Annotated in this window: 16 protein-coding genes; 12 read left to right on the forward strand and 4 right to left on the reverse strand. The window is 73.9% G+C overall.

The genetic code is table 11. The annotated features are described in order from the left end of the window. Window positions 1-345 precede the first annotated feature (345 nt). The gene (locus ACZ6JY_RS13840) at window positions 346-720 is read left to right on the forward strand and encodes an SH3 domain-containing protein (RefSeq protein ID WP_469195559.1); all 375 of its coding nucleotides are present in this window, start codon (window positions 346-348) and stop codon (window positions 718-720) included. A gap of 268 nt (window positions 721-988) precedes the next feature. Here ACZ6JY_RS13840 and ACZ6JY_RS13845 read toward each other — a convergent pair whose 3' ends face one another. Genes ACZ6JY_RS13845 through ACZ6JY_RS13855 form a run of 3 tightly spaced genes read right to left on the reverse strand, consistent with a single transcriptional unit; the run spans window position 989 to window position 3744 of the window. Continuing rightward, window positions 989-1693 (reverse strand): response regulator, encoded by a 705-nt coding sequence (locus tag ACZ6JY_RS13845; protein ID WP_469195561.1) that lies wholly within the window; start codon window positions 1691-1693, stop codon window positions 989-991. Next, window positions 1690-2862: a sensor histidine kinase gene (locus ACZ6JY_RS13850; protein WP_469195563.1), complete on the reverse strand. Its 1173-nt coding sequence runs from the start codon at window positions 2860-2862 to the stop codon at window positions 1690-1692. Before ACZ6JY_RS13850 ends, ACZ6JY_RS13845 begins: the two co-directional genes overlap by 4 nt. 27 nt (window positions 2863-2889) lie before the next feature. Next, on the reverse strand, window positions 2890-3744 hold the full coding sequence (locus tag ACZ6JY_RS13855) for a hypothetical protein (protein WP_469195565.1): 855 nt from the start codon (window positions 3742-3744) through the stop codon (window positions 2890-2892). Between the two features lie 171 nt (window positions 3745-3915). On the opposite strand from ACZ6JY_RS13855, the gene ACZ6JY_RS13860 reads away from it, so the two are divergent. Both ACZ6JY_RS13860 and ACZ6JY_RS13865 read left to right on the forward strand, forming a co-directional pair. Then, complete coding sequence (locus tag ACZ6JY_RS13860) at window positions 3916-4449, forward strand: GNAT family N-acetyltransferase (RefSeq protein WP_469195567.1); 534 nt, start codon at window positions 3916-3918, stop codon at window positions 4447-4449. A 121-nt stretch (window positions 4450-4570) separates the two neighbouring features. Next, entirely contained in the window at window positions 4571-4786 is a 216-nt protein-coding gene (locus tag ACZ6JY_RS13865; protein WP_469195569.1) for a DUF4287 domain-containing protein, read from the forward strand. A gap of 8 nt (window positions 4787-4794) precedes the next feature. Here ACZ6JY_RS13865 and ACZ6JY_RS13870 read toward each other — a convergent pair whose 3' ends face one another. Then, window positions 4795-5190 carry an ANTAR domain-containing protein gene (locus ACZ6JY_RS13870; protein WP_469195570.1) on the reverse strand — a complete coding sequence of 132 codons (396 nt, stop codon included), beginning with the start codon at window positions 5188-5190 and terminating at the stop codon, window positions 4795-4797. Between the two features lie 204 nt (window positions 5191-5394). On the opposite strand from ACZ6JY_RS13870, the gene ACZ6JY_RS13875 reads away from it, so the two are divergent. The 9 genes from ACZ6JY_RS13875 to ACZ6JY_RS13915 all read left to right on the forward strand — a co-directional run bounded on the left by ACZ6JY_RS13875 (window position 5395) and on the right by ACZ6JY_RS13915 (window position 18788). Further along, the gene (locus tag ACZ6JY_RS13875) at window positions 5395-6711 is read left to right on the forward strand and encodes an MFS transporter (protein ID WP_469195572.1); all 1317 of its coding nucleotides are present in this window, start codon (window positions 5395-5397) and stop codon (window positions 6709-6711) included. A gap of 156 nt (window positions 6712-6867) precedes the next feature. Further along, a complete protein-coding gene (snpA, locus tag ACZ6JY_RS13880) occupies window positions 6868-7578 on the forward strand; it encodes a snapalysin (protein WP_469195574.1) in 711 nt (236 codons plus the stop codon). 118 nt (window positions 7579-7696) lie between these two features. Further along, window positions 7697-9625: a transglycosylase domain-containing protein gene (locus ACZ6JY_RS13885; RefSeq protein WP_469195576.1), complete on the forward strand. Its 1929-nt coding sequence runs from the start codon at window positions 7697-7699 to the stop codon at window positions 9623-9625. Between the two features lie 115 nt (window positions 9626-9740). Next, the gene (locus tag ACZ6JY_RS13890; RefSeq protein ID WP_469195578.1) at window positions 9741-10610 is read left to right on the forward strand and encodes a MerR family transcriptional regulator; all 870 of its coding nucleotides are present in this window, start codon (window positions 9741-9743) and stop codon (window positions 10608-10610) included. Between the two features lie 64 nt (window positions 10611-10674). Continuing rightward, the gene (locus ACZ6JY_RS13895) at window positions 10675-12465 is read left to right on the forward strand and encodes a trypsin-like serine peptidase (RefSeq protein ID WP_469195579.1); all 1791 of its coding nucleotides are present in this window, start codon (window positions 10675-10677) and stop codon (window positions 12463-12465) included. After that, the gene (locus tag ACZ6JY_RS13900; RefSeq protein WP_469195581.1) at window positions 12462-14897 is read left to right on the forward strand and encodes a tetratricopeptide repeat protein; all 2436 of its coding nucleotides are present in this window, start codon (window positions 12462-12464) and stop codon (window positions 14895-14897) included. The genes ACZ6JY_RS13895 and ACZ6JY_RS13900 overlap by 4 nt, the downstream gene beginning before the upstream one ends. Further along, window positions 14894-16330: a VWA domain-containing protein gene (locus ACZ6JY_RS13905; protein ID WP_469195583.1), complete on the forward strand. Its 1437-nt coding sequence runs from the start codon at window positions 14894-14896 to the stop codon at window positions 16328-16330. Before ACZ6JY_RS13900 ends, ACZ6JY_RS13905 begins: the two co-directional genes overlap by 4 nt. Next, window positions 16327-17499: a hypothetical protein gene (locus tag ACZ6JY_RS13910; protein ID WP_469195585.1), complete on the forward strand. Its 1173-nt coding sequence runs from the start codon at window positions 16327-16329 to the stop codon at window positions 17497-17499. The genes ACZ6JY_RS13905 and ACZ6JY_RS13910 overlap by 4 nt, the downstream gene beginning before the upstream one ends. After that, entirely contained in the window at window positions 17496-18788 is a 1293-nt protein-coding gene (locus ACZ6JY_RS13915; RefSeq protein WP_469195586.1) for an extracellular solute-binding protein, read from the forward strand. The genes ACZ6JY_RS13910 and ACZ6JY_RS13915 overlap by 4 nt, the downstream gene beginning before the upstream one ends. Window positions 18789-18790 lie beyond the last annotated feature (2 nt).

Here is an 18790-nt window from a genome sequence, read left to right on the forward strand (position 1 = left end):
GCGGGCCCGGAACGGGCTCCTACCGCGGGTGCCTCAGCTTCGAGTCCTGCCGGGGGGGCACGTGGTTGGTCAGGGGCGCAGCCCCTGAAACGCCCTGAACGATCACGCCCCGCCCGCCAGCCCTGCCCCGCCCTGAGGCGACTCGACCGCTGACCCGGAGGTTCGGCGGAGTGCGAGTCGGGGGTCTCCCCGGAACCTTCACCGGTCGAGCACCGGACCGGTGCGCTCTGGAGCTCATGGGCCCTGGGGCCGGTTATAGCATCGAAGATCATCCGGGGGGTGTACCAACCAGTTGCGCTCGCCCGGGTGTTGAAGGAGAACACCGCGTAATCCGAACGGGGATCCATGAAGAAGACCAAGCCGTCCCGCAAGCTCGCCGGCGCGTTCGCCGTCGGCGCGATGGTGGCCACGAGCGTCATGCTCGGCGCGCCGAGCGCCTCCGCCGTCGGCTCCTCGGCCTGCAACGACAACACTCCGAACACCACGGTCGCCGTCACCGAGACGGTCCACTTCCGCACCGGCCCGGGCACGAGCTACACGTCCAAGGGTCTTGTGGGCAAGGCGGACAAGAAGTTCTACCAGTACTGCGAGCGCGGCAACTGGGCCTACGGGAAGGTTCTCAAGGGGGCCCACAAGGGCAAGAAGGGCTGGATCCACGAGAACTACATCGGCTGGCCGATGAACCCGCCCGGCGAGATCCCCAGCGACCTTTCGGGCTGATCCAACGCTGAACCGGGGCTCCGGGCCCGGTGAGCAACAGAAGTCTCCGGGCCGTGCCCGCAGGGACGCTGTTGGCTGAGTCGGCCCTTCCTGTGCCTCGTCGAGTGCCGGCTCGGCGGGGCACAGTGCTGCGCAGTGGCTGGTACGGGTGCAGGCTCGTCGTGTGCCGTGAAGTGGGCGGCGGTCGTGCCGTGCCACAGCACGACCGGTGTGGCGTTCGCCCGCCTCCCGTCCCGTACGCCGGGCGGCAGTGCCCAAGTCGTGCGTTCTAAAGCATGCGGTGCGTATGACGTGTGTGTCGGGCGGCGTCCGTGAGGCCCGTTTCGTAGGCGACTATCACCAGTTGGGCGCGGTCGCGTGCGCGCAGCTTGGCGAGCAGGCGTCCGATGTGGGTCTTGACCGTGGCCAGGCTCAGGTGGAGGTGCTCCGCGATCTCCGTGTTGGACAGGCCCCGCGCGATCAGGCCGAGTACCTCGAGCTCCCGGTCGGTGACCCCGGTCAGCGAGCGGCTGGGCGGGCGCGCGGGCTCCGGGCGGCGGGCGAATTCCGCGATCAGGCGGCGGGTCACCGAGGGCGCGAGCAGTGCCTCGCCCGCGGCGACGACGCCGACGGCGGTGAGGACCTCGGTCGGCGGGGTGTCCTTGAGCAGAAAGCCCGCGGCACCGGCGCGCAGGGCGGCGTAGACGTACTCGTCCAGGTCGAAGGTGGTGAGGATGAGGACGCGGACGCCGGTCAGGGCCGGGTCCGAGCAGATCTGCCGGGTCGCCTCGATGCCGTCGAGGTCGGGCATGCGTACGTCCATCAACACGACGTCCGGCCGTTCGCGGCGGGCCAGTTCGATGGCCTCCGTACCGTTCGCGGCCTCGCCCACGGCCGTCATGCCGGGCGTGTGGTCGACGAGGACCCGGAAGCTGCCGCGCACCATCGCCTGGTCGTCGGCGATCAGCACCCGGATCGGCGGCACGTCGGTCATGGCTGTCGGTTCCCTTCCATGGGCAGGCGGACGGACACCGCGAAGCCGCCCTCAGGACGGGGGCCCGCCTCGAAGCTGCCGCCGTACATCATCGCCCGTTCGCGTATTCCCACCAGGCCGTGGCCGGGCGTCAGTTCGCGGGCGGGCCGGGCGAGCGCGGGCGGTGGTCCCTCGTCCGTTATGCCGATGCGGATCTCTCGGTCGCGGTCATTCGCCTCTACCGTGATCCGGCAACGGGTCGGTGCGGCGTGCCGGACCGCGTTGGTGAGGGACTCCTGGACGATCCGGTAGACGGTCAGCTGTGCCCCCTCGGCCAGGCCCTTCGTGGCGTGAACCGTCAGGTCGACGTCCACCCCCGCCCGGTTCGCCTCCGCCGCGAGCGCGTCGAGGTCGTCGAGGCCCGGTGCGGGCCCCAGAGGCGCGCCCTCGGTGCGCAGTACGCCGAGCGTGCGCCGCATCTCGGCCAGCGCGGAACGGCTTGTCTCCTCGATCACCTTGAGGGCGGCCCGCGCCTCCCGCGGGTCGGCCTCCGCCACATGCCCGGCGACGCCCGCCTTGACGGCGATCAGGCTGAGGTTGTGCGAGACGATGTCGTGCAGCTCCCGCGCGATCCGCAGACGTTCCTCGTCCAGCGCGTGTTCCGACCGCCGCCGCTGTTCCCGGGCGGCCTCCGCCCGGCGGCCACGCACGGTGAACCCCGCGCCCCACGCCCCGCCGGTCACCAGGAACACGAACCCCGCCACCCCGACGGCACCCCGCCCGTCCCCGGCGGGAGTGATCACCGCCTCGCCGAGGTACACGGCACCGCACGCCACCAGCAGCGTCACCGCGAGTGCGGGCACCGACCGGCGGGCGGGCTCGGCCAGTCCCACCAGGTAGGCCGCGAGCCCGGCGGCCGCGTACGGCTCACGCGGGATGTCGAGGAGCGATGCCGTGGCCAGGGCGGCCAGGACAACCGCCAGGGCCGCGAGCGGCCAACGTCGGCGTACGGCGATCGGCAGGCCGACCGCGGCGGCGATCAGACAGCCGAGCCAGAACGGTCCCGTGTAGGCGGGTTGGCCGTCGTCGGCGGTCATCCGTACGAAGCCGATGTACACGGCGGTCAGGGCCAGGGCGGCGCCGAGGTCCAGGGCGTGGAGATGGCCCTGCCGCTTGGACTTGGGCTTCATGGTCCGACCGTACGTCAGCGTCCGCACCTAGCCGGCCTGTCCGATCAGCACCATCAGTCCCAGCGTCACCAGTGTCAGCGGCACCCAGCGCAGCACCACCGCCCGACTGGGGCGGGGCGCCCCGCACAGCAGCGCCAGGCCAAGCGGCACCAGCGCGACGCACAGCCCGGCAAGGGCCACCAGCGACAGCGGGGTGGTGCCCTTGAGTACTCCGAGGGGCAGGGCCGCGGTGAGGCCGAACGCGGCGGCGCGGACCGGACCGAGCACCCGGGTGCGCCAGGCGCCGAGGGCAAGGACCACCCACCCGGCGAGGACGGCGAGGTTCAGCGTGGCGAAGACGTGGAAGGCGCCGTAACCGGCCGACACGGTCTCGGCGGCGGGCCCCGCCCCTTGGGAGCGCACCAGCTGGAAGGCCAGGTGGTCCGCCCCCGCGTGGAAGGTACGGGCGAACAGCCCGGACATCACCAGGACCCCGCCCCACAGGCCCCAGCCGGCACTCCGCGCCCCGATCCGCGCGGCCAGGACCGCCACAGCGGGCCAGAGCAGCAGGCTGCCGGCGGCGAAGAGGGCGTAGGCGGTGGTCATCAGGGTGGGGTGCCGCTCGTACGCGGAGAGTTGATCAGGGAAGAAGAAGGGGAAGCGGGCCCGCAGCAACGCGCCGCTCAGCATCAGGACCGGGCCCAGCACCATGGCCGTGCCGCCCACCCAACGTCCGGGGAAGCCGGTTGCCTCCCACCACCGCTCCACAGGCAGCGCAGCGTGTAGTCGGACACCGACCGGGGTGATCGGGGTGACCGGGGCGGACGGGGTGACCGGGGCGGACGGGGCGGACTGGGTGGCCGAAGTGGGCGGGCTGGTCATGGACGTCCTCGGGTTCGTCATGCCGACGACGATGCCTGCGTCGTCCCTTCGGGGCGTCGGACCAGGAACTGAACCGTGGGGTCAGACCCAGGTATGACCCCACCGGCCGGCCGGTGGTGGTCCGGCGGGCGGCGACGCCCTTCGGCAGTGGCGATTCGCCGTGCGCCCGTCCCGTTCGGCACCATGACCCCCATGACCGAAATTCGTACCCCACGCCTTCTCCTGCGTCAGTGGGACGACGATGACCTCGTCCCCCTCGCTGACATCAATGCCGATCCCCACGTCATGCGGTGGGTCGGGGACGGGTCCACGCGGGATCTTGAAGCGACCGCCGAGGACATCGAGCGGTGGGAGGAGGAGTGGGACGAAGAAGGGTTCGGGCTCTTCGCCGTGGAGCTGCTCGGGTCGGGGGAGCTCGCCGGGGTCGTCGGGCTCTACGTGCCCGAGGATCTGCCCGACCTGCTGCCCGCCGTGGCCATCTGCTGGCGGCTCGGGTCGCAGTTCTGGGGGCAGGGGTACGCCTCCGAGGCCGCTCAGGCCACCCTGGAGTTCGCCTTGCAGGACCGTGGGCTCGACCGCGTAATCAACGTCGACCGGCTCGGCAACACCGCCTCAGCCAACGTCGTACGCAAGCTCGGCATGGTTCCCGAGCGGGAGATCCGCCACCCCGTCCATGGGCATGCGCTGAGCGTCTCCTCCATTGACCTGACCGAGTACCAGGCCTGACCCGGGCGTCGTTCCCTTCGCGATCGGGGTGTGTGACGCGGAACACGTCCCGCCACCGATCAGATCCGGCCCTCCCTGACGTCATCACGTCATACGCATATGACGGAGAGGATCACCTCACATGACCGCCAAGGCTCAGGGCCCCGCCAGCTACTTCCCCGCGATCGAGAAGAAGTACGGGCGGCCCATCGCCGACTGGAAGGCGCTGATACGGCAATCGCCGCTCACCCGGCACATGGAACTCGTCGCCTGGCTCAAGGCTGACCACGGGCTCGGGCACGGGCACGCCAACGCGCTCGTCGCCCACACCCTCGCCGAGTCGTCCACCGCCCCGTAATCCCGGCCTCACCCCGTAGGTTCCGCGCAGTTCGACTTCGCCTGGGCCCTTGCCAGGCTGGCGTCCAGCTCCTTGCGGATGTTCTCCGGCAGGTCGCCCGCGCAGCCCCAGGCCACGATCAGGTCCGCTATGCGGCTCAGCTTCGTGTTCGTGTGCTGGGAGGTCTCGCGGAGTACCGTCCAGCCCTGGTCCGGGGTCAGTTTGCCCACGGCGACCACTATCCCGATCGCCTGGTCCACCGCGGCGTGGGACTCCACCGCCTGTTCGAGCTGGCTCACCTTGCGCTCCAGCTCCACCACCTTCTCGCCCTGACCGCCCTCGCCGTCGTGGGCGCTCCTGCTGCCCTCGGCGTCCGGCTCGGGGGCGTCCCGTCGCCGTGCCGTGTTCTCGTCTGGTGCCGTCATCTCGCCTCCGGGGGTCTGGGGGGCCGGCACCAGGATGACACGGTGTGGCCGGGCTGCCCCACGGTTCCGGTCCAGCCATGTCGGCCGCCGACCATCACATCCGGTCCTCCGTTTCAGCGACCGCCGGCCCCCTCCCCTCAGCCGCGATCAGGCCCCCTAAGCTGCCCGCCTGGCCAGGACCGAGGCCACGGCAGCAGGGGGAGCATGAGCAACAGCGGAAACCGCGGCAGCGGCAGTGACAGCGGCACCGGTAGCGACAGCACGGGCACCGGCACCCACGCCGCCACCCACACCGAGCAACACGCACCCGCAGCCACACCCCCACCCGGCACCCCGCCCCTCCGCATCCCCGCCTTCCGGCGGTTCGCGCTCGCTCAGCTCGTTTCCGCCGCCGGGTCGGCGATGGCGCCGCTCGCTCTCGCGTACGCGGTGATCGGCGCCGGTGGTGGTGCCGGGGCGCTGGGGCTCGTGCTCGCCATGAACACCGTGCCGACCGTGGCCTTCCTGCTGCTCGGCGGTGTCCTCGCCGACCGGCTCTCCCGCAGTCGGCTGCTGTTCTGCGGCAATCTCCTCGCCGCGGCGGCGCAGGGCGCGCTCGCCCTGGTCGTCGCCGCCGGGCACGCGGGCACCGCCTCCATCGCGGCCTGCGGCTTCGTCTCGGGGGTCGCCGTGGCCTTCACCACGCCCGCCGCGCAGGGCGTCGTCACGCAACTCGTCGCGCCGGACCGGCTCCAGCAGGCCAACGCCCTGCTGCGGCTGCCCACCAACGCCGTCAAGGTGGCCGGGCCCGTGGCCGGTGGCATGATCGTCGCCCTCAGCGGGCCCGCCTGGGCCCTCGGTTTCGACGCCGTGACCTTCGTCGTCGCCGCGCTGCTGATTCTCGGGCTACGCCTCGGCGCGCCCGCCGCCCGTGGCTCTGTGCTCGCCGATCTGCGGGAGGGCTGGACCGGCTTCTGGTCACGGAGCTGGCTGTGGACCTACACGGCGGCCGGGACGGTTCTCGTCGCCGCCTTCCTTGCCGGGTACCAGCTGCTGGGGCCCGTCGTCACCGAGGAGCACTACGCGGGCGCCCGTACCTGGGGGTTCATTCAGGGCGCCTTCTCCTTCGGGCTCCTCGCCGGGGCCGTCGTGTGCCTGCGGTGGCGGCCGCGGCGGCTGCTCACCGTCGCCGTCGCCGCCAGTGCCGGGCTCGCGCTGCCGCTGGCCGGGCTCGCCCTCGGCCTCCCGCTGCCGTGGCTGATGCTCTGCGCCGCCCTCGCGGGCGTCTGCCTCGACATCGCGGGCGTCACCTGGGTCACCGCCTTCCAGCAGCACGTGCCGGACGCCGAGCTGGGGCGGATGAGCTCGTTCAACCAGGTCGGTGAGCGGCTCGCCATCCCGCTCGGGTATCTCGCCGTCGCGCTCCTGTCCGGCGTCTTCGCCGACCGGGCGGTCCTCCTCGTATGCGCGGGGACCATCCTGGCCGCCACCGCCCTCAACCTCTGCGTACGGGACATCCACCGCATCCGGCGGGTCCAGTAGCACGGCGGTACATCTCAACGGGCCTGCCAGGTCCGGGGGTTGATGTGTTCGCGTTATCGCCCAATGGCATCGGGGCAACTCGCGCCACGCTCCCGATACTCGTTCCCGACCGGAGGCCGCACCCGCAGGTCTCCAGCCCCCGGAAGGGACACCCCCATGAACAAGAACAAGACCAGAACCTACGCCGTCGCCGCCCTCGGCACCGCCGCGCTCGTGGCCACCCTGACCGCCCCCACGGCGTTCGCGGCCCCCGCCCCCGCCGCCGGCTCGGGTGCTTCGGCGAGTACGGCGTCGACGTACGGGATCTCGGCGTACACCGCGTCGAAGACGGACAGCGCGAAGAACGAGGCCGCGAACCGGCAGTTCTTCGAGGCCGTCATGAAGTCCGCGCTGAAGAAGCAGGAGGCGTCGCCCGGCATCCAGGCCGTCACCGTGCGGTACCGCACCAGCAGGGCGCCCAGCTTCCGCAGCCAGATATCCCAGTCGACGTCGATCTGGAACTCCTCGGTCACCAACGTGCGGCTCCAGGAAGTCACCAGCGGGTACGACTTCGAGTACCGCGAGGGCAACGACTCCCGGGGGTCCTACGCCTCGACCGACGGGCACGGGCGCGGCTACATCTTCCTGGACTACCGGCAGAACCAGCAGTACAACTCCACCCGCGTGACGTCCCACGAGACCGGGCACGTCCTCGGGCTGCCCGACCACTACTCGGGCCCGTGCAGCGAGCTGATGTCGGGCGGCGGCCCCGGCACGTCGTGCACGAACGCGCGGCCCAACGCCACGGAGCGGTCGCGGGTCAACCAGCTCTGGGCCAACGGCTTCGCCCTCTTCAAGGACAAGAGCGTTCTGAGCAAGGTCGGTTGACCCCTGCCGCGCGTACAGGGGCCGACGGCTGTTACGTACGGCTAACAGTTTCCTGACCAACCCGGCCGCGCGCGGCGACCTCCTCCCCGGCATGGGAACACATGCGCAAGGGAAGACGGTGCGTCGCCGCGGCCGGCGGCGCGTGGACTACCCGCGTGCGGGGCGGTCGGGGGTGCGGCGCTGGCTGCCCTCCTGGCGGCAGTTGCTCGGCACGGCCTCCCTCGCCGTGCTGACCGTCGTCGCGGCCTTCGTCGCGGTGTACGTGAGCGTGGACATCCCCGACGAGAACGCCGCCGCCCGGCGCGAGGCCAACGTCTACTACTGGTCCGACGGCACCCAGATGGTGAGCACCGGCGAGGTCAACCGGCAGAGCGTGGAGCTGGACCAGATCGCCCCGGCCGCCGTGAACGCGGTGATCGCCGCCGAGAACGAGACGTTCTACGACGACTCCGGCGTCTCCCCCAAGGGCCTGGCCCGCGCGGCGGTCAGCATGGTCAGCGGCGAGGAGACGCAGGGCGGCTCCACCATCACCCAGCAGTACGTGAAGAACACCTACCTCTCCCAGGACCAGACGGTCACGCGGAAGGTCAAGGAGTTCGTCATCGCCCTGAAGGTGGACCGCGTCAAGAGCAAGAAGGAGATCCTCAAGGGGTACCTGAACAGCAGTTGGTTCGGGCGCGGGGCCAATGGGATCGAGGCCGCCGCCCACGCCTATTACGGGATCTCCGCCAAGGACCTGAACCCCAGTCAGGGGGCGATGCTCGCCGCGCTCCTGAAGGGCGCCGAGCTGTACGATCCCGCGGGCGGGGCGAACAACCACCGTCGTGCCAAGGCACGTTGGGCCTGGATTCTCGACCGGCAGGTCGATGTGGGGCTGATGTCGGAGCGGGCGCGGGCCAAGTACCGCGTCTTCCCCGAGCCCCGGCGGCAGTCGCGGTCCACCAGCCTCGGCGGGCAGACCGGCTATCTCGTCGAGGTCGCCAACAAGTACGTGAAGCAGCGCACCGGGCTCACCGACAAGGACCTCGCGCGCGGCGGGCACCAGATCCACACCACCTTCGACAAGGCCAAGGTGCGCCGCCTCGAACAGTCCGTGCGTCAGGTCCTGGACCGCGACACCGACCCCGGGCGGCGGGCCGCCGACCGGCACGTGCAGGTCGGCGCCGCCTCCGTACGGCCCTCCGACGGGGCGGTGGTGGCGCTGTACGGCGGACGTGACGCCACCAAGCACTTCTCGAACAACGCCGACACCTCCGGCGTGCCGGTGGGCTCGGCCTTCAAGCCGTTCGTGCTCGCCGCCGCCCTCCAGAGCGGCGTGGCCTCGCACGAGGTGCCGGTCGTCGCCGGCGGCGTCGAGCCGGCCGGCACACCCGGCCCCCGGCAGAGCGTCCTCGCCGACAGCCACTACGCCGCCGACGGCTCCCTGCGCCCCGCCGCGGGGCAGCCGGACCCCGACCGCCCCACCCTCCGCGAGGCGCTGTATCCCGGCGGCAACGCCACCTACGTACGCCTCGGCAAGGACGTCGGGCACGCCGACATCCGCAGGACCGCCGTCGCCGCCGGGCTGCTGCCGCAGAGCATGGCGAAGCCGGACTCCGCGTTCCCCGTGGGCACGTCGACGCCCAGCGCGATCCGGATGGCCACCGCGTACGGGACCTTCGCGAGCGGCGGCACCCGGCACGCCCCGTACTCCGTGACCAAGGTCGTCAAGGACGGCGTGGCCCTGCCCGGCCTTGAGCCGCCCACCTCGGGGCGGGCGCTCGACCCGGAGGTCGCCAGGGAGGTCGCCGACGCCATGCGCACGGGCGCCAAGGGCTTCGGGCCCGGTGTCTCCGCGGGGCGCACGGGCGACCAGGACCGGCTGCGGACCGCCTGGTTCACGGGGTTCACCAAGGACCTGTCGACGGCGGTGACGCTGTTCCGGCTCCGCCCCGACGAGCCCCGGCTGCTGCCGCTCTCGGGGGTCGGCGGCGAGAAGTCCCGGCGGGGGAACACGCTGCCGCCGCGGATCTGGGGCGCGTACACGGGACTCGGCCCGAAGGGCTGACGAGGGTCACGAGGGTCACGAGGGTGACACTCTAACGGTCGTTGACCTTGCCCCTGGGGCAGACCCCAGAGTCCGGGACACCGGGCCGACCGGCCCGGTGACGGAGGATGATCGCGTGCACCAGGAACCGGGACAGGAACTGCTCTCCATCGGCGCGTTCGCCGCGCGGGCGCGGCTCTCGCCGAAGGCGCTGCGGCTCTACGACCGCCTGGGGCTGCTCGCGCCCGCGCACGTCGACGAGGTCAGCGGCTACCGCTACTACCGCGTCGAGCAGGTAGAGCGTGCCCGCACGGTCGCGCTGCTGCGCCGCCTGGACATGCCCCTCGCGGGCATCGCCGAGGTGGTGGGGCTCGACGGGGAGCGGGCGGCGCAGACGCTCGACGCCTACTGGGCGGGGATCGAGGAGCGGTTCGCCGAGCAGCGGACGCTCGCGCGTTACCTCCGTGGACGGCTTTCGGGAAGGAACACCGAGTTGTACGCGACATTCGAGGTGAAGACCGTGGACGTACCGGAGACGTACGTCCTCAGCGAGACCCGGCACGTGAGCGCGCGCGAGCTGCCCGCCTGGATCGGCGGCTCCGCGGAGCGCCTGGAGCGGGCCGCCGTCGAGCGGTGCGGGGGCATGGCCGCGCCGCACTTCGTCGTCTACCACGCGGAGGTGACCGAGGAGAGCGACGGGCCCGCCGAGTCCTGCGTGCCGGTCGTGGACGGAGAGGCGGCCCGTGCGTGGGCCGCCGGGCAGGGGCGCGCGACGGAGGCCAAGGTGCGGGTCGAGCCCGCGCACCGGCTCGCCTACACCAGGATCACCAAGGCGCAGGTCGCCTACCCGCAGATCATCGCGGCCTTCGACGCCGTGGACGCCTGGGCCGCCGAACAGGGCCTCGTCCTGTCCGGGCCGTGCCGCGAGGTGTACTTCGCCGACTGGGACGCCTGCGGGCCGGAGGACGAGGTCTGCGACGTGGCGTTCCCGGTGACGACGACCTAGTTCTCACTACCTCCCCATGCAGCCCAGGCGTCATCGCCGTCCCCCGCGCCTACCCTGAGGAGGCATGGGGGACGGCAGGAGAACGACCGGCGCGGAACCGAACGGGCTGGCCGGTCACGGGAGTTGGCGGGTCCGACTGCGGCGGTGGGCGGCGTCGGGGAGCGACGATGTGCTGGGCGCGGGGGTGCTGTTCGGCAGTGACCGCGTGCTCACCTGCGCCCATGTCATCCGCGACCCCGCCACGGGCCAGCGCCCCGACCGCGTCCAGGTCGAGTTCCCGCTGCTCCAGGGCCTGGCCCGGACCCCGTCCCGTACCGCGACCGTCGAGGCCGGGCACTGGGTGCCGCCCTTCGGCAAGGCGCAGGGCGACCTGGCGGTGCTCGTCCTGGACGAGCCGGCTCCCGTGCCGTCCCCGGTCAGGCTGCACCGCACGCTGGACTACCGGGGCGCCGTCGTCCTGATAGACGGCTTCCCCGAGTACCAGTCGGGCGGCCAGTGGCTGACCGGGGCCTGCATGGGGCCCGGCGGCGAGGGTGACGAGCGGGTGCAGATCGACGTGAGCGGGGCGGTCGGCCTGCGGGGCGGCTTCAGCGGCTCGGGGGTGCGCGAGGAGGGGAGCGACCGGCTGCTCGGCATCGTGGCGCAGGCCGACGCGAGCGGCGAGCACGGGTACATGATCCCGGCGGCCACCGTCGCGAAGTACTTCCGCCGGTTCGCCGAGCGGTACGTGACCGGACCGCACGCCGTGCCAGGTCACCGCGTGGTCTCCGCGGAGGCGACCCGCGCGGCCCGCCCGCACGGCCTCCAGCGCACCGTCACCCGCTGGCTCAACGGGGCCGCGGACGCCTGGGACACCGAGGTCCTCTTCATCGCCCAGGACGACGAGCGGGCCAGGCAGGCGCTGTACGTCGTCCTGAACATGGCCGACCGCGAGCAGGCCCCGCAGCTCGCGGTGAGCCCGCTCGACCCGGCGGGGGACGCGGAACCGCCGGACCCCGGGGCCGGCGGCGCCCCGCTGCTCTCCCGCGCCGGGATCACGCCCCGCGTCGGCAGCATCGGCCTCGTACTCGACCTGGAGGGCGTGGCGTTCGACGATCCCGGCCAGCCGGAGCTGCGCGAGGCGCTGGCCGTGCTGCGGCACGAGCTGCGGCACGCGGAGCGGCGGCACACCGCCGCGCGGCGGCGGCCCGCCGTGGCCGTGCTGCACGCCGACCGGTCGGCCACGGAACCCGGCGTGGCGGCGCGCGTCCTCGCGGAGCTGAGCGAGGCGGGGGCCCGGCTGCTGCTCGTGGTGCGGGACAGTACGCACGGCTTCCCGTACGCGATGGCCGAGCGGCTGCTGCCGGCCGAGCGTGCCGCGCAGTGGCTCCAGCGGATCGGCGCCCGCGTCGACGACCTGGCCGACGCAGAGCGGCGCGCCCGGCGGCTCTTCCACCGCGTGGAGCCGCATGTGGTCGACCCGCCGGTGGCCACCGGGTACGCGGCGCGGGCCGCGCTGTGGACGGTGCAGCTCAGCGACGAGCTGCGGCCCCTGACGGGGCGGGGCGGGCCCCGCCTCCTGGAGAAGCTCAGTTACGCCGAACAGGCCGTGGAGACCCACCTGTTACGGGCCGAGAGCGCCGAGGGCGAGCTGCGCGCGGTCCTCGACGCGCATCTGCGGCTGCGCGCCCTGCTCCGCGACCACCTGGCGCTCCTCGCGGGGCGCGGCCTCACCGAGCACCCGGAGGCGGTGGGCCCCTACCGCGAGGCCCAGCGGCTCCTGATGGCGGGGCCCTGCCCGCTCGCCGACGCCGAGCGTGCGGTGGAGGCGTTCGCGCGGGTGGCGCGGCGCCTGGCGGGGGGCGGTGCCGCGTGACGCCGGTCAAGCCCTGCCCGCACCCCGGCTGTTCGGGCACCGTCACGCCCACCGGGTACTGCCTGGCCAGCGGTGAGCGCGTGGACCCGGGGACGGGGCGGCACTCCTCGCCGGCCGCCGACGCGCCGCCGCCCCCGGCCCCCGTACCGGTCCCTTCGGCGCGCACCCCGTACACCGCCTCGTACGCCGGGGAAGGCGAAGCCCAGGGTGACTCCTCCGAGTTCTGGGTCGTGCACCCCGGCCCCGGCGCCGCCGCCCCGCCGCGCCCCGCCCACGTCACGCTGCCGCCGGAGAACCCCGACCCCACGGTCCTGCCCGAGATCACCCTCCTGGAACGGGCGGACAGCGCGGGCGCGCTCGACTCCCCCGGCGGGCTGCCGCTGCCGCCGGGGACCCTGCTCGCCGGGCAGTACCGCCTGGTGCGGCTCCTCGGCTACGGCGGGATGGGCGACGTCTGCCTCGCCCACGACACCAAGGTCGACGACCGTGCCGTCGCCATCAAGATGCTGCACGCGGAGCTGGCCGCGGACTCGTACAGCCTCCTGCGCGGCGAGCGCAAGGAACTGGTCGAGCTCAACCACGACGGTTTCATCCGGGTGTTCAACTACGGGCACCACGAGGGGGTGGGCGACTTCCTGGTGCTCCAGTACGTCGACGGGCTCACCCTCAGAGAGGTGGGGGCCCGCGCCCGCGCCCGCCCCGAGGAGTTCGGCCACGAGCGGTTCCTGGAGTTCACGCTCGCGTACGGCGTGCGGATACTCGCCGGGCTCGCCTATCTGCACGCCCCCGGGCGCGGCAAGGTCTACGGCGACCTGAAGCCGCCGAACGTCATGCACGACGGCTCCACCATCAAACTCATCGACGTGGGCAGCGTGCGCCGCGCCGGGGCGCCCGGGCTGACCACCGACGACTACCGCGCCCCCAGCGTCGGCGACCACGGCGAGTCCGACCCGCGCGACGACCTGTTCAGCCTCGGCGAGACACTGCGCACCCTGTGCGGCCTCGGCGGCGACCGCCACGACCTGGCCGCGCTCGCCGCGCTCGGCCCGCTGGACGACCCCTCCGCCGGGCACCGCGGCCTCGGCCTGGTCTCCCTCGCCCGGGTGCTGCGCCGCGCCACCCGCACCCGGCGCGCCGACCGCTTCGCCACCGCCAGGGAGATGGAGGACCAGCTGCGGGGCGTCTTCCGGGAGCTGCGGTCGCTGCGGACCGGCGTGGAGACCTTCGAGCCGTCCCCGCTCTTCCTCCAGTCCGCGTACGCCCTGGACGGCGGGCTCGGCTCCGCCCCCGACGTCTCGCGCTGGGCCGCGCCCCGGGCCGCCGCCCGCCACCCCGCGCCCACCCCGGCCCAGGTCGCCCGGCGCCTCCCGGTGCCGCGCCCCGACCCCGACGACGACCACCACGGCGAGCTGAGCAGGCTCAGCGACGACGACCCCGAGGCGCTCCTCCAGCACACCGGCGACTGGCGGGACTCCCCCGAGGTCCATCTGCTCCGCTGCCGCCTGCGGCTGCGGCTCGCGCCGCGCGCGGACGACGGGCCGCCCGACGCCGAGGCCCTGTCGGCCGCCGAGACCGCGCTCGCCCTGGCCGAGGACGCCATAGGCCCCGCCCGCGCCCCGCACGACTGGCGGCTCGACTGGCACCGCGGTCTGCTGGCGCTGGCCCGCTCCCGCGTCGGCGCGGCCCGCGACCACTTCGACCGGGTCTACGCCGCGATCCCCGGCGAGTACGCGCCCAAGCTGGCCCTCGGCCACTGCGCCGAGCACCTGGAGCGGCGGCACGAGGCCCTGACGTTCTACGAGGCCGTACGGCTGCGCAATCCCTCGCTCGGCAGCGCGGCGTTCGGCGCCGCCCGCGCCCGGCTCGCGCTCGGCGGGCCCGACGCCCTCGCCGACGCCATCGCCGCCCTCGACGCGGTGCCCCAGCACTCCCGGCACCGCACGGCCGCCCGCACCGCGGCCGTGCGCGTCCGCGTCGATCACGCGCGGGACGCGGACGGGCTCGGCACGGCGGTGCGGGACCTCGCCGGGCTCTTCTTCGAGCACGGCCTGACCGACGTGGCGGCCCGCGTCCGGATGAAGGCGGAGGTGTGGGGTGCCGCCCACCGCCTGCTCGCCCCGCCCGACGGGGGCACGCCGATGACGGGCGCCGAGCTGCGGGCCGTCGCCGCGAGGGCCGACCCGCGCCTGGAGTTCCCCGCCGAGGAGCGGACGCTGCGCAAGGACCTGTCCCGCTTCTACCGCGGCCTGGCCCACCAGGCCGCGCGGGACGCACCGCCGCGGGAGGCCGAGGTGCCGCTCGCCGAACTGCTCCTCGACCGTGCCTACGCGGTACGCCCCTTCGCCTTACGACACCACAGGGACACCCCATGGCTGGGCAAGAAGATCAAGAACTGGGTCAGGGCCAACGCCTCCACGCAGAGCCGCGGTTGAGCGGGGCCGCCGGGTCCGCGCGGGCCCGCGTCGGCCTGGAGGTCAGCCAGGTCGTCGAGCTGCCCCGGCCCCGCCTCCCCGGCGCCGAGGAACCGGCGCGGATGTACGCCGTCATCACCGTGACGGTCCGCAGGCCGGGCACGGCTCACGTACCCGGCACGGCTCACGCGCGGGAGGCCACCGGGCCCCGGCTCGCGGAGGTGCTGCTCATCGACCACTCCTCCTCGATGGTGATCCCGCCGAGCCGCCTCGCCGCGGCCCGCGCCGCCGCGTCGTCCGCGCTGGCCCGCATCCCGGACGGCGCCCTGTTCGCGGTGGTCGCCGGGGGTGACAGGACCGCCATGATCCACCCCAGGCGGCCGGGGTTCGCCGTCGCGCACACCGAGTCACGGGCCGCCGCCGAAGCCGCCCTGTACGACTGCACACCCGGCGGCGGCACCGCGATGGGCACCTGGCTGGAGCGCGCGCGGGAGCTGTTCCGCGGCCTGCCCGCCGCCGGTCCCGGCGGCCACGTACGCCACGCGCTGCTGCTCACCGACGGCAAGAACGAGCCCGGCTACGAATCGCGGGCGGAGCTGCGCGAGCGCGTCGAGCGGTGCGCGGGGGCCTTCGACTGCGACGTCGTGGGCATCGGCGACGCCTGGGAGACCGAGGAACTGCTGCTCATCGCGGGCACCCTGGGCGGCCGTACGCGGGCCGTGGAGGACCTGACGCGGCTCCCCGACGAGCTGGCCGCCCTCACCGCGGGCGCCGCCGAGCGCGACGTGACCGGCCTTCGCCTGCGCCTCTACCACCGGGCCGGAGTGCGCCCGTACTCCTTCGAGCGGGTCCACCCCACGCGGGCGCACCTCACCCCGGCCCGCACCGACCTGTCCGGGGTCGAGACGGGCGCGGGCGGCCCCGTCGAGGAGTACGAACTGGGCCCGTGCGGCGAGGAGACCCGCGCCTATCTGCTCTGCGTCGGCGCCCCCTACGACCCCTCGCAGCTCGGCAAGGAACTCCTGCTCACGGAGGTCGAGATCGACACCGGAGGACGCCCCGAAGGCCTGGAGCTGCCCGCCCCGCAGCCCGTCCTGATGCGCTGGACCGACGACGCCGACCTCTACAGCCGCCTCGACCCGCAGGTCGCCCACTACCGGCACGAGGAGGAGCTGCACCGCACCTTCGAGGAGGCCTGCGCCGAGCTGAAGCGCGGCGCGCGGGACGCGGCACAGGCGCTGCTGGGCACCGCCTGGCGGCTCGCCGGGCAGGTCGGCGACGCCGCGATGCGCGACCACCTGCTGCACCTGGTCCGCGTCACGGACGCCGAGCGCGGCCGGGTCGAACTCCTGGAGCACATCGCGCGCTTCGACGTGGAGGCCGCCCGCATCCAGTCGAGCGTGACGGTCCTGCCCGGCGCCCGGCCCGGCACACGGCGGGCGGACCGCCGGTGACCGTCCCCTGGCGCACCGCCCGCCGGGCCGCCGTCGGCGGGCTGCGCCGGCTGCGCGCCCACCTGTGGCCCGCCCGGCACGCCGAACGGCCGCGCAACCGCGTCTACCTGCGGGAGCGCATGATCGCCCTGCCGCTGCTCGCCGTCGTCGCCTCCCTCGCGTTCGGCTGGGCGTACGGGGAGGTCCGCGCGGACTCGGCGGCGCTGCGCGGCAGCCACACGCCCGCGCTCGGCGACCTGGCCGACGCCGAGATGTCCCTGCGCATCGCCGACCGCGAGGCGGGCCGGAGCCTGGGCGCCGGGGAGTCGGTGCGGCTCAGCGGCATCGGCAGGCGCTACCTCACCCGCACCACACGGGCCACCCAGAGCCTCAACCAGGTGGCCCGCAGCGGCGCCCTGACCACCGCAGAGCGCCAGGAACTCGACGTCGTCTCCGGCCTCGTCGCCGACTACGGCAACTGGATCGCCTTCGCACAGAACAACGTCGGCGACCCGGTGCTGCGGGACACCGGACTCGGCTACGCCCGCAGCATGCTCTGCACCGCCCCCGCATCCGCATCCGCGGGCAGGACGGCACCCGGCGGCTTTCCGCCCTGCGAGCCAGGGACCGGCTCGGACGCCACCACCGTGGTGGACCGCATCTCCGCCCTGGAGAGGAGCCTGCGCGGCAGGGTCGCGGACCGGGCCTCCCTCGGCGCGGGCGTGACCGCCGCCGCCGTCGTCGCCGGGGCCGCGCTCGTACTGCTCGCCGTCGGCCTGTGGCGCACCCAGCTCTTCCTCCGCCACCGCTTCCACCTGCACGTCAGCCTGCCGCTCGCGGCGGCGGCGCTGCCGCTGCTCGCCGTGCCGTTCCTGACGGCCGACGCGGTCCTCGCCCAGCGGGCGCAGCAGCACGTCGTGGCCACGGCGCGGGAGCTGTCCGACCGCACGTCACCGGCGGTCGAGTCCCGCGCCGACGAGCACCCCTTCGGCCGCCCCGACCCCCGCCTGATCGACACCCTGGAGTCCGGGGCCCGCCGCGACCTGGCCCGGGGCCGCCTGCCCGCGCTCGACGGCGCCGCGCCCTGGGTGGCGCCCACCGGCCTGCTCTGCGCCGCCCTGATCTACGCCACGCTGCACGGCTACCGGCGCGAGTACGTCCACATCTCCCGACCCGGAGCCGCCTCATGAGCCGCCCCACGCGCCGCGCCCGCACGGTCCTGCGCGCCTTCCTCGCGGCCTGCCTGCTCGCCGTCACCGCCGGGGGCTGCGCAAGTGAACGCCGCGAGACGCTCGTCGTCCTCGGCCCCTGGACGGGCGAGGAGGGCGAGGCGTTCGAGGCGATGCTCGGCCGGCTCGACGACGGCACCGGACAGACGTACACCTACCAGGGCACCAGCTCCCTGCGCGAGACGCTCGTCGCCCAGCTTGAGGCCGACGCCCCGCCGGACGTGGCGATCCTCAACAGCGTCGGCGAGCTCACCGAGTACGCCCGCGCGGGACGCCTCCAGCCCCTCACCCCCGCGGCCGCCGCCCGCGCCTACCCGCCCTGGGCCCCGGCGCTGAACGTCGACGGCACCCGCCGCACCTACTGGGTGCCGCTGAAGGTCGACCTCAAGAGCCTGGTGTGGAGCGTGCGCGACCGCCCGGCCGCGGCCCCGAGGTGGTGCGTCGGCCTCGCCTCGCAGGCGACGTCCGGGTGGCCGGGCACCGACTGGGTGGAGGACATCCTGCTGCACCAGGCGGGCCCCGACGTCTACACCGAGTGGGCCACCGGGCGGCTGAGCTGGCGCGACCGCCGGGTCCGCGAGGCCTGGACGACCTGGGCCGCGCTCCTCGGCGACCGCTCCAAGGCCTCCGTGGACCAGTCGCTGACGACGCCGTACGTGGGGACGCCAGGACCGGCGAAGGGCGGCGGCCCGCGCGGTCTCCTGTACTCCCTGACGCCCCGCTGCACCCACGAGCACCAGAGCGCGTTCATCCGCTACGTCTACGCGGGCGACCCCGTGGACGTGCGGCCCTCCGCGGGGTTCCTGCGCGGCCGTGCCGAGCACGACGGCGCGTACGAGGTGGCGGGCGACATGGCGGCCGTGTTCAGCGACGCCCCGGCGGCCCGCACCCTCGTCGAGCGCCTCTCGGGCGCGAAGGCGCGCACGCTGTGGCGCGCGGAGGCGGAGCGGGAACTGCGGCCCCTCTTCCCCGCCGCGACCGATCCGCAGCCCACCGACCCGACCGGGCGGCGGATCGCCGGCATCCTCACCGGGAAGGCGCGGACGCTGTGCTTCGACGCCTCCGACGTGATGCCGCCGAGCCTGCGCGACGCCTTCCACCGGGCCGTCCTCCAGTACTTCAGGGACTCCACGGGAAAGCGCCTCGACGAGCTGCTCGGCCGGCTCGACACGGTCCGCGAGAACGCCGTCCGTGACATGGGCCCCGCCCGGCCGCCCGCGTCCGGTGTCTGCGCGCCGCCGGGCGGCTGAGG

It is taken from the genome of Streptomyces sp. NPDC046335, assembly GCF_055587985.1.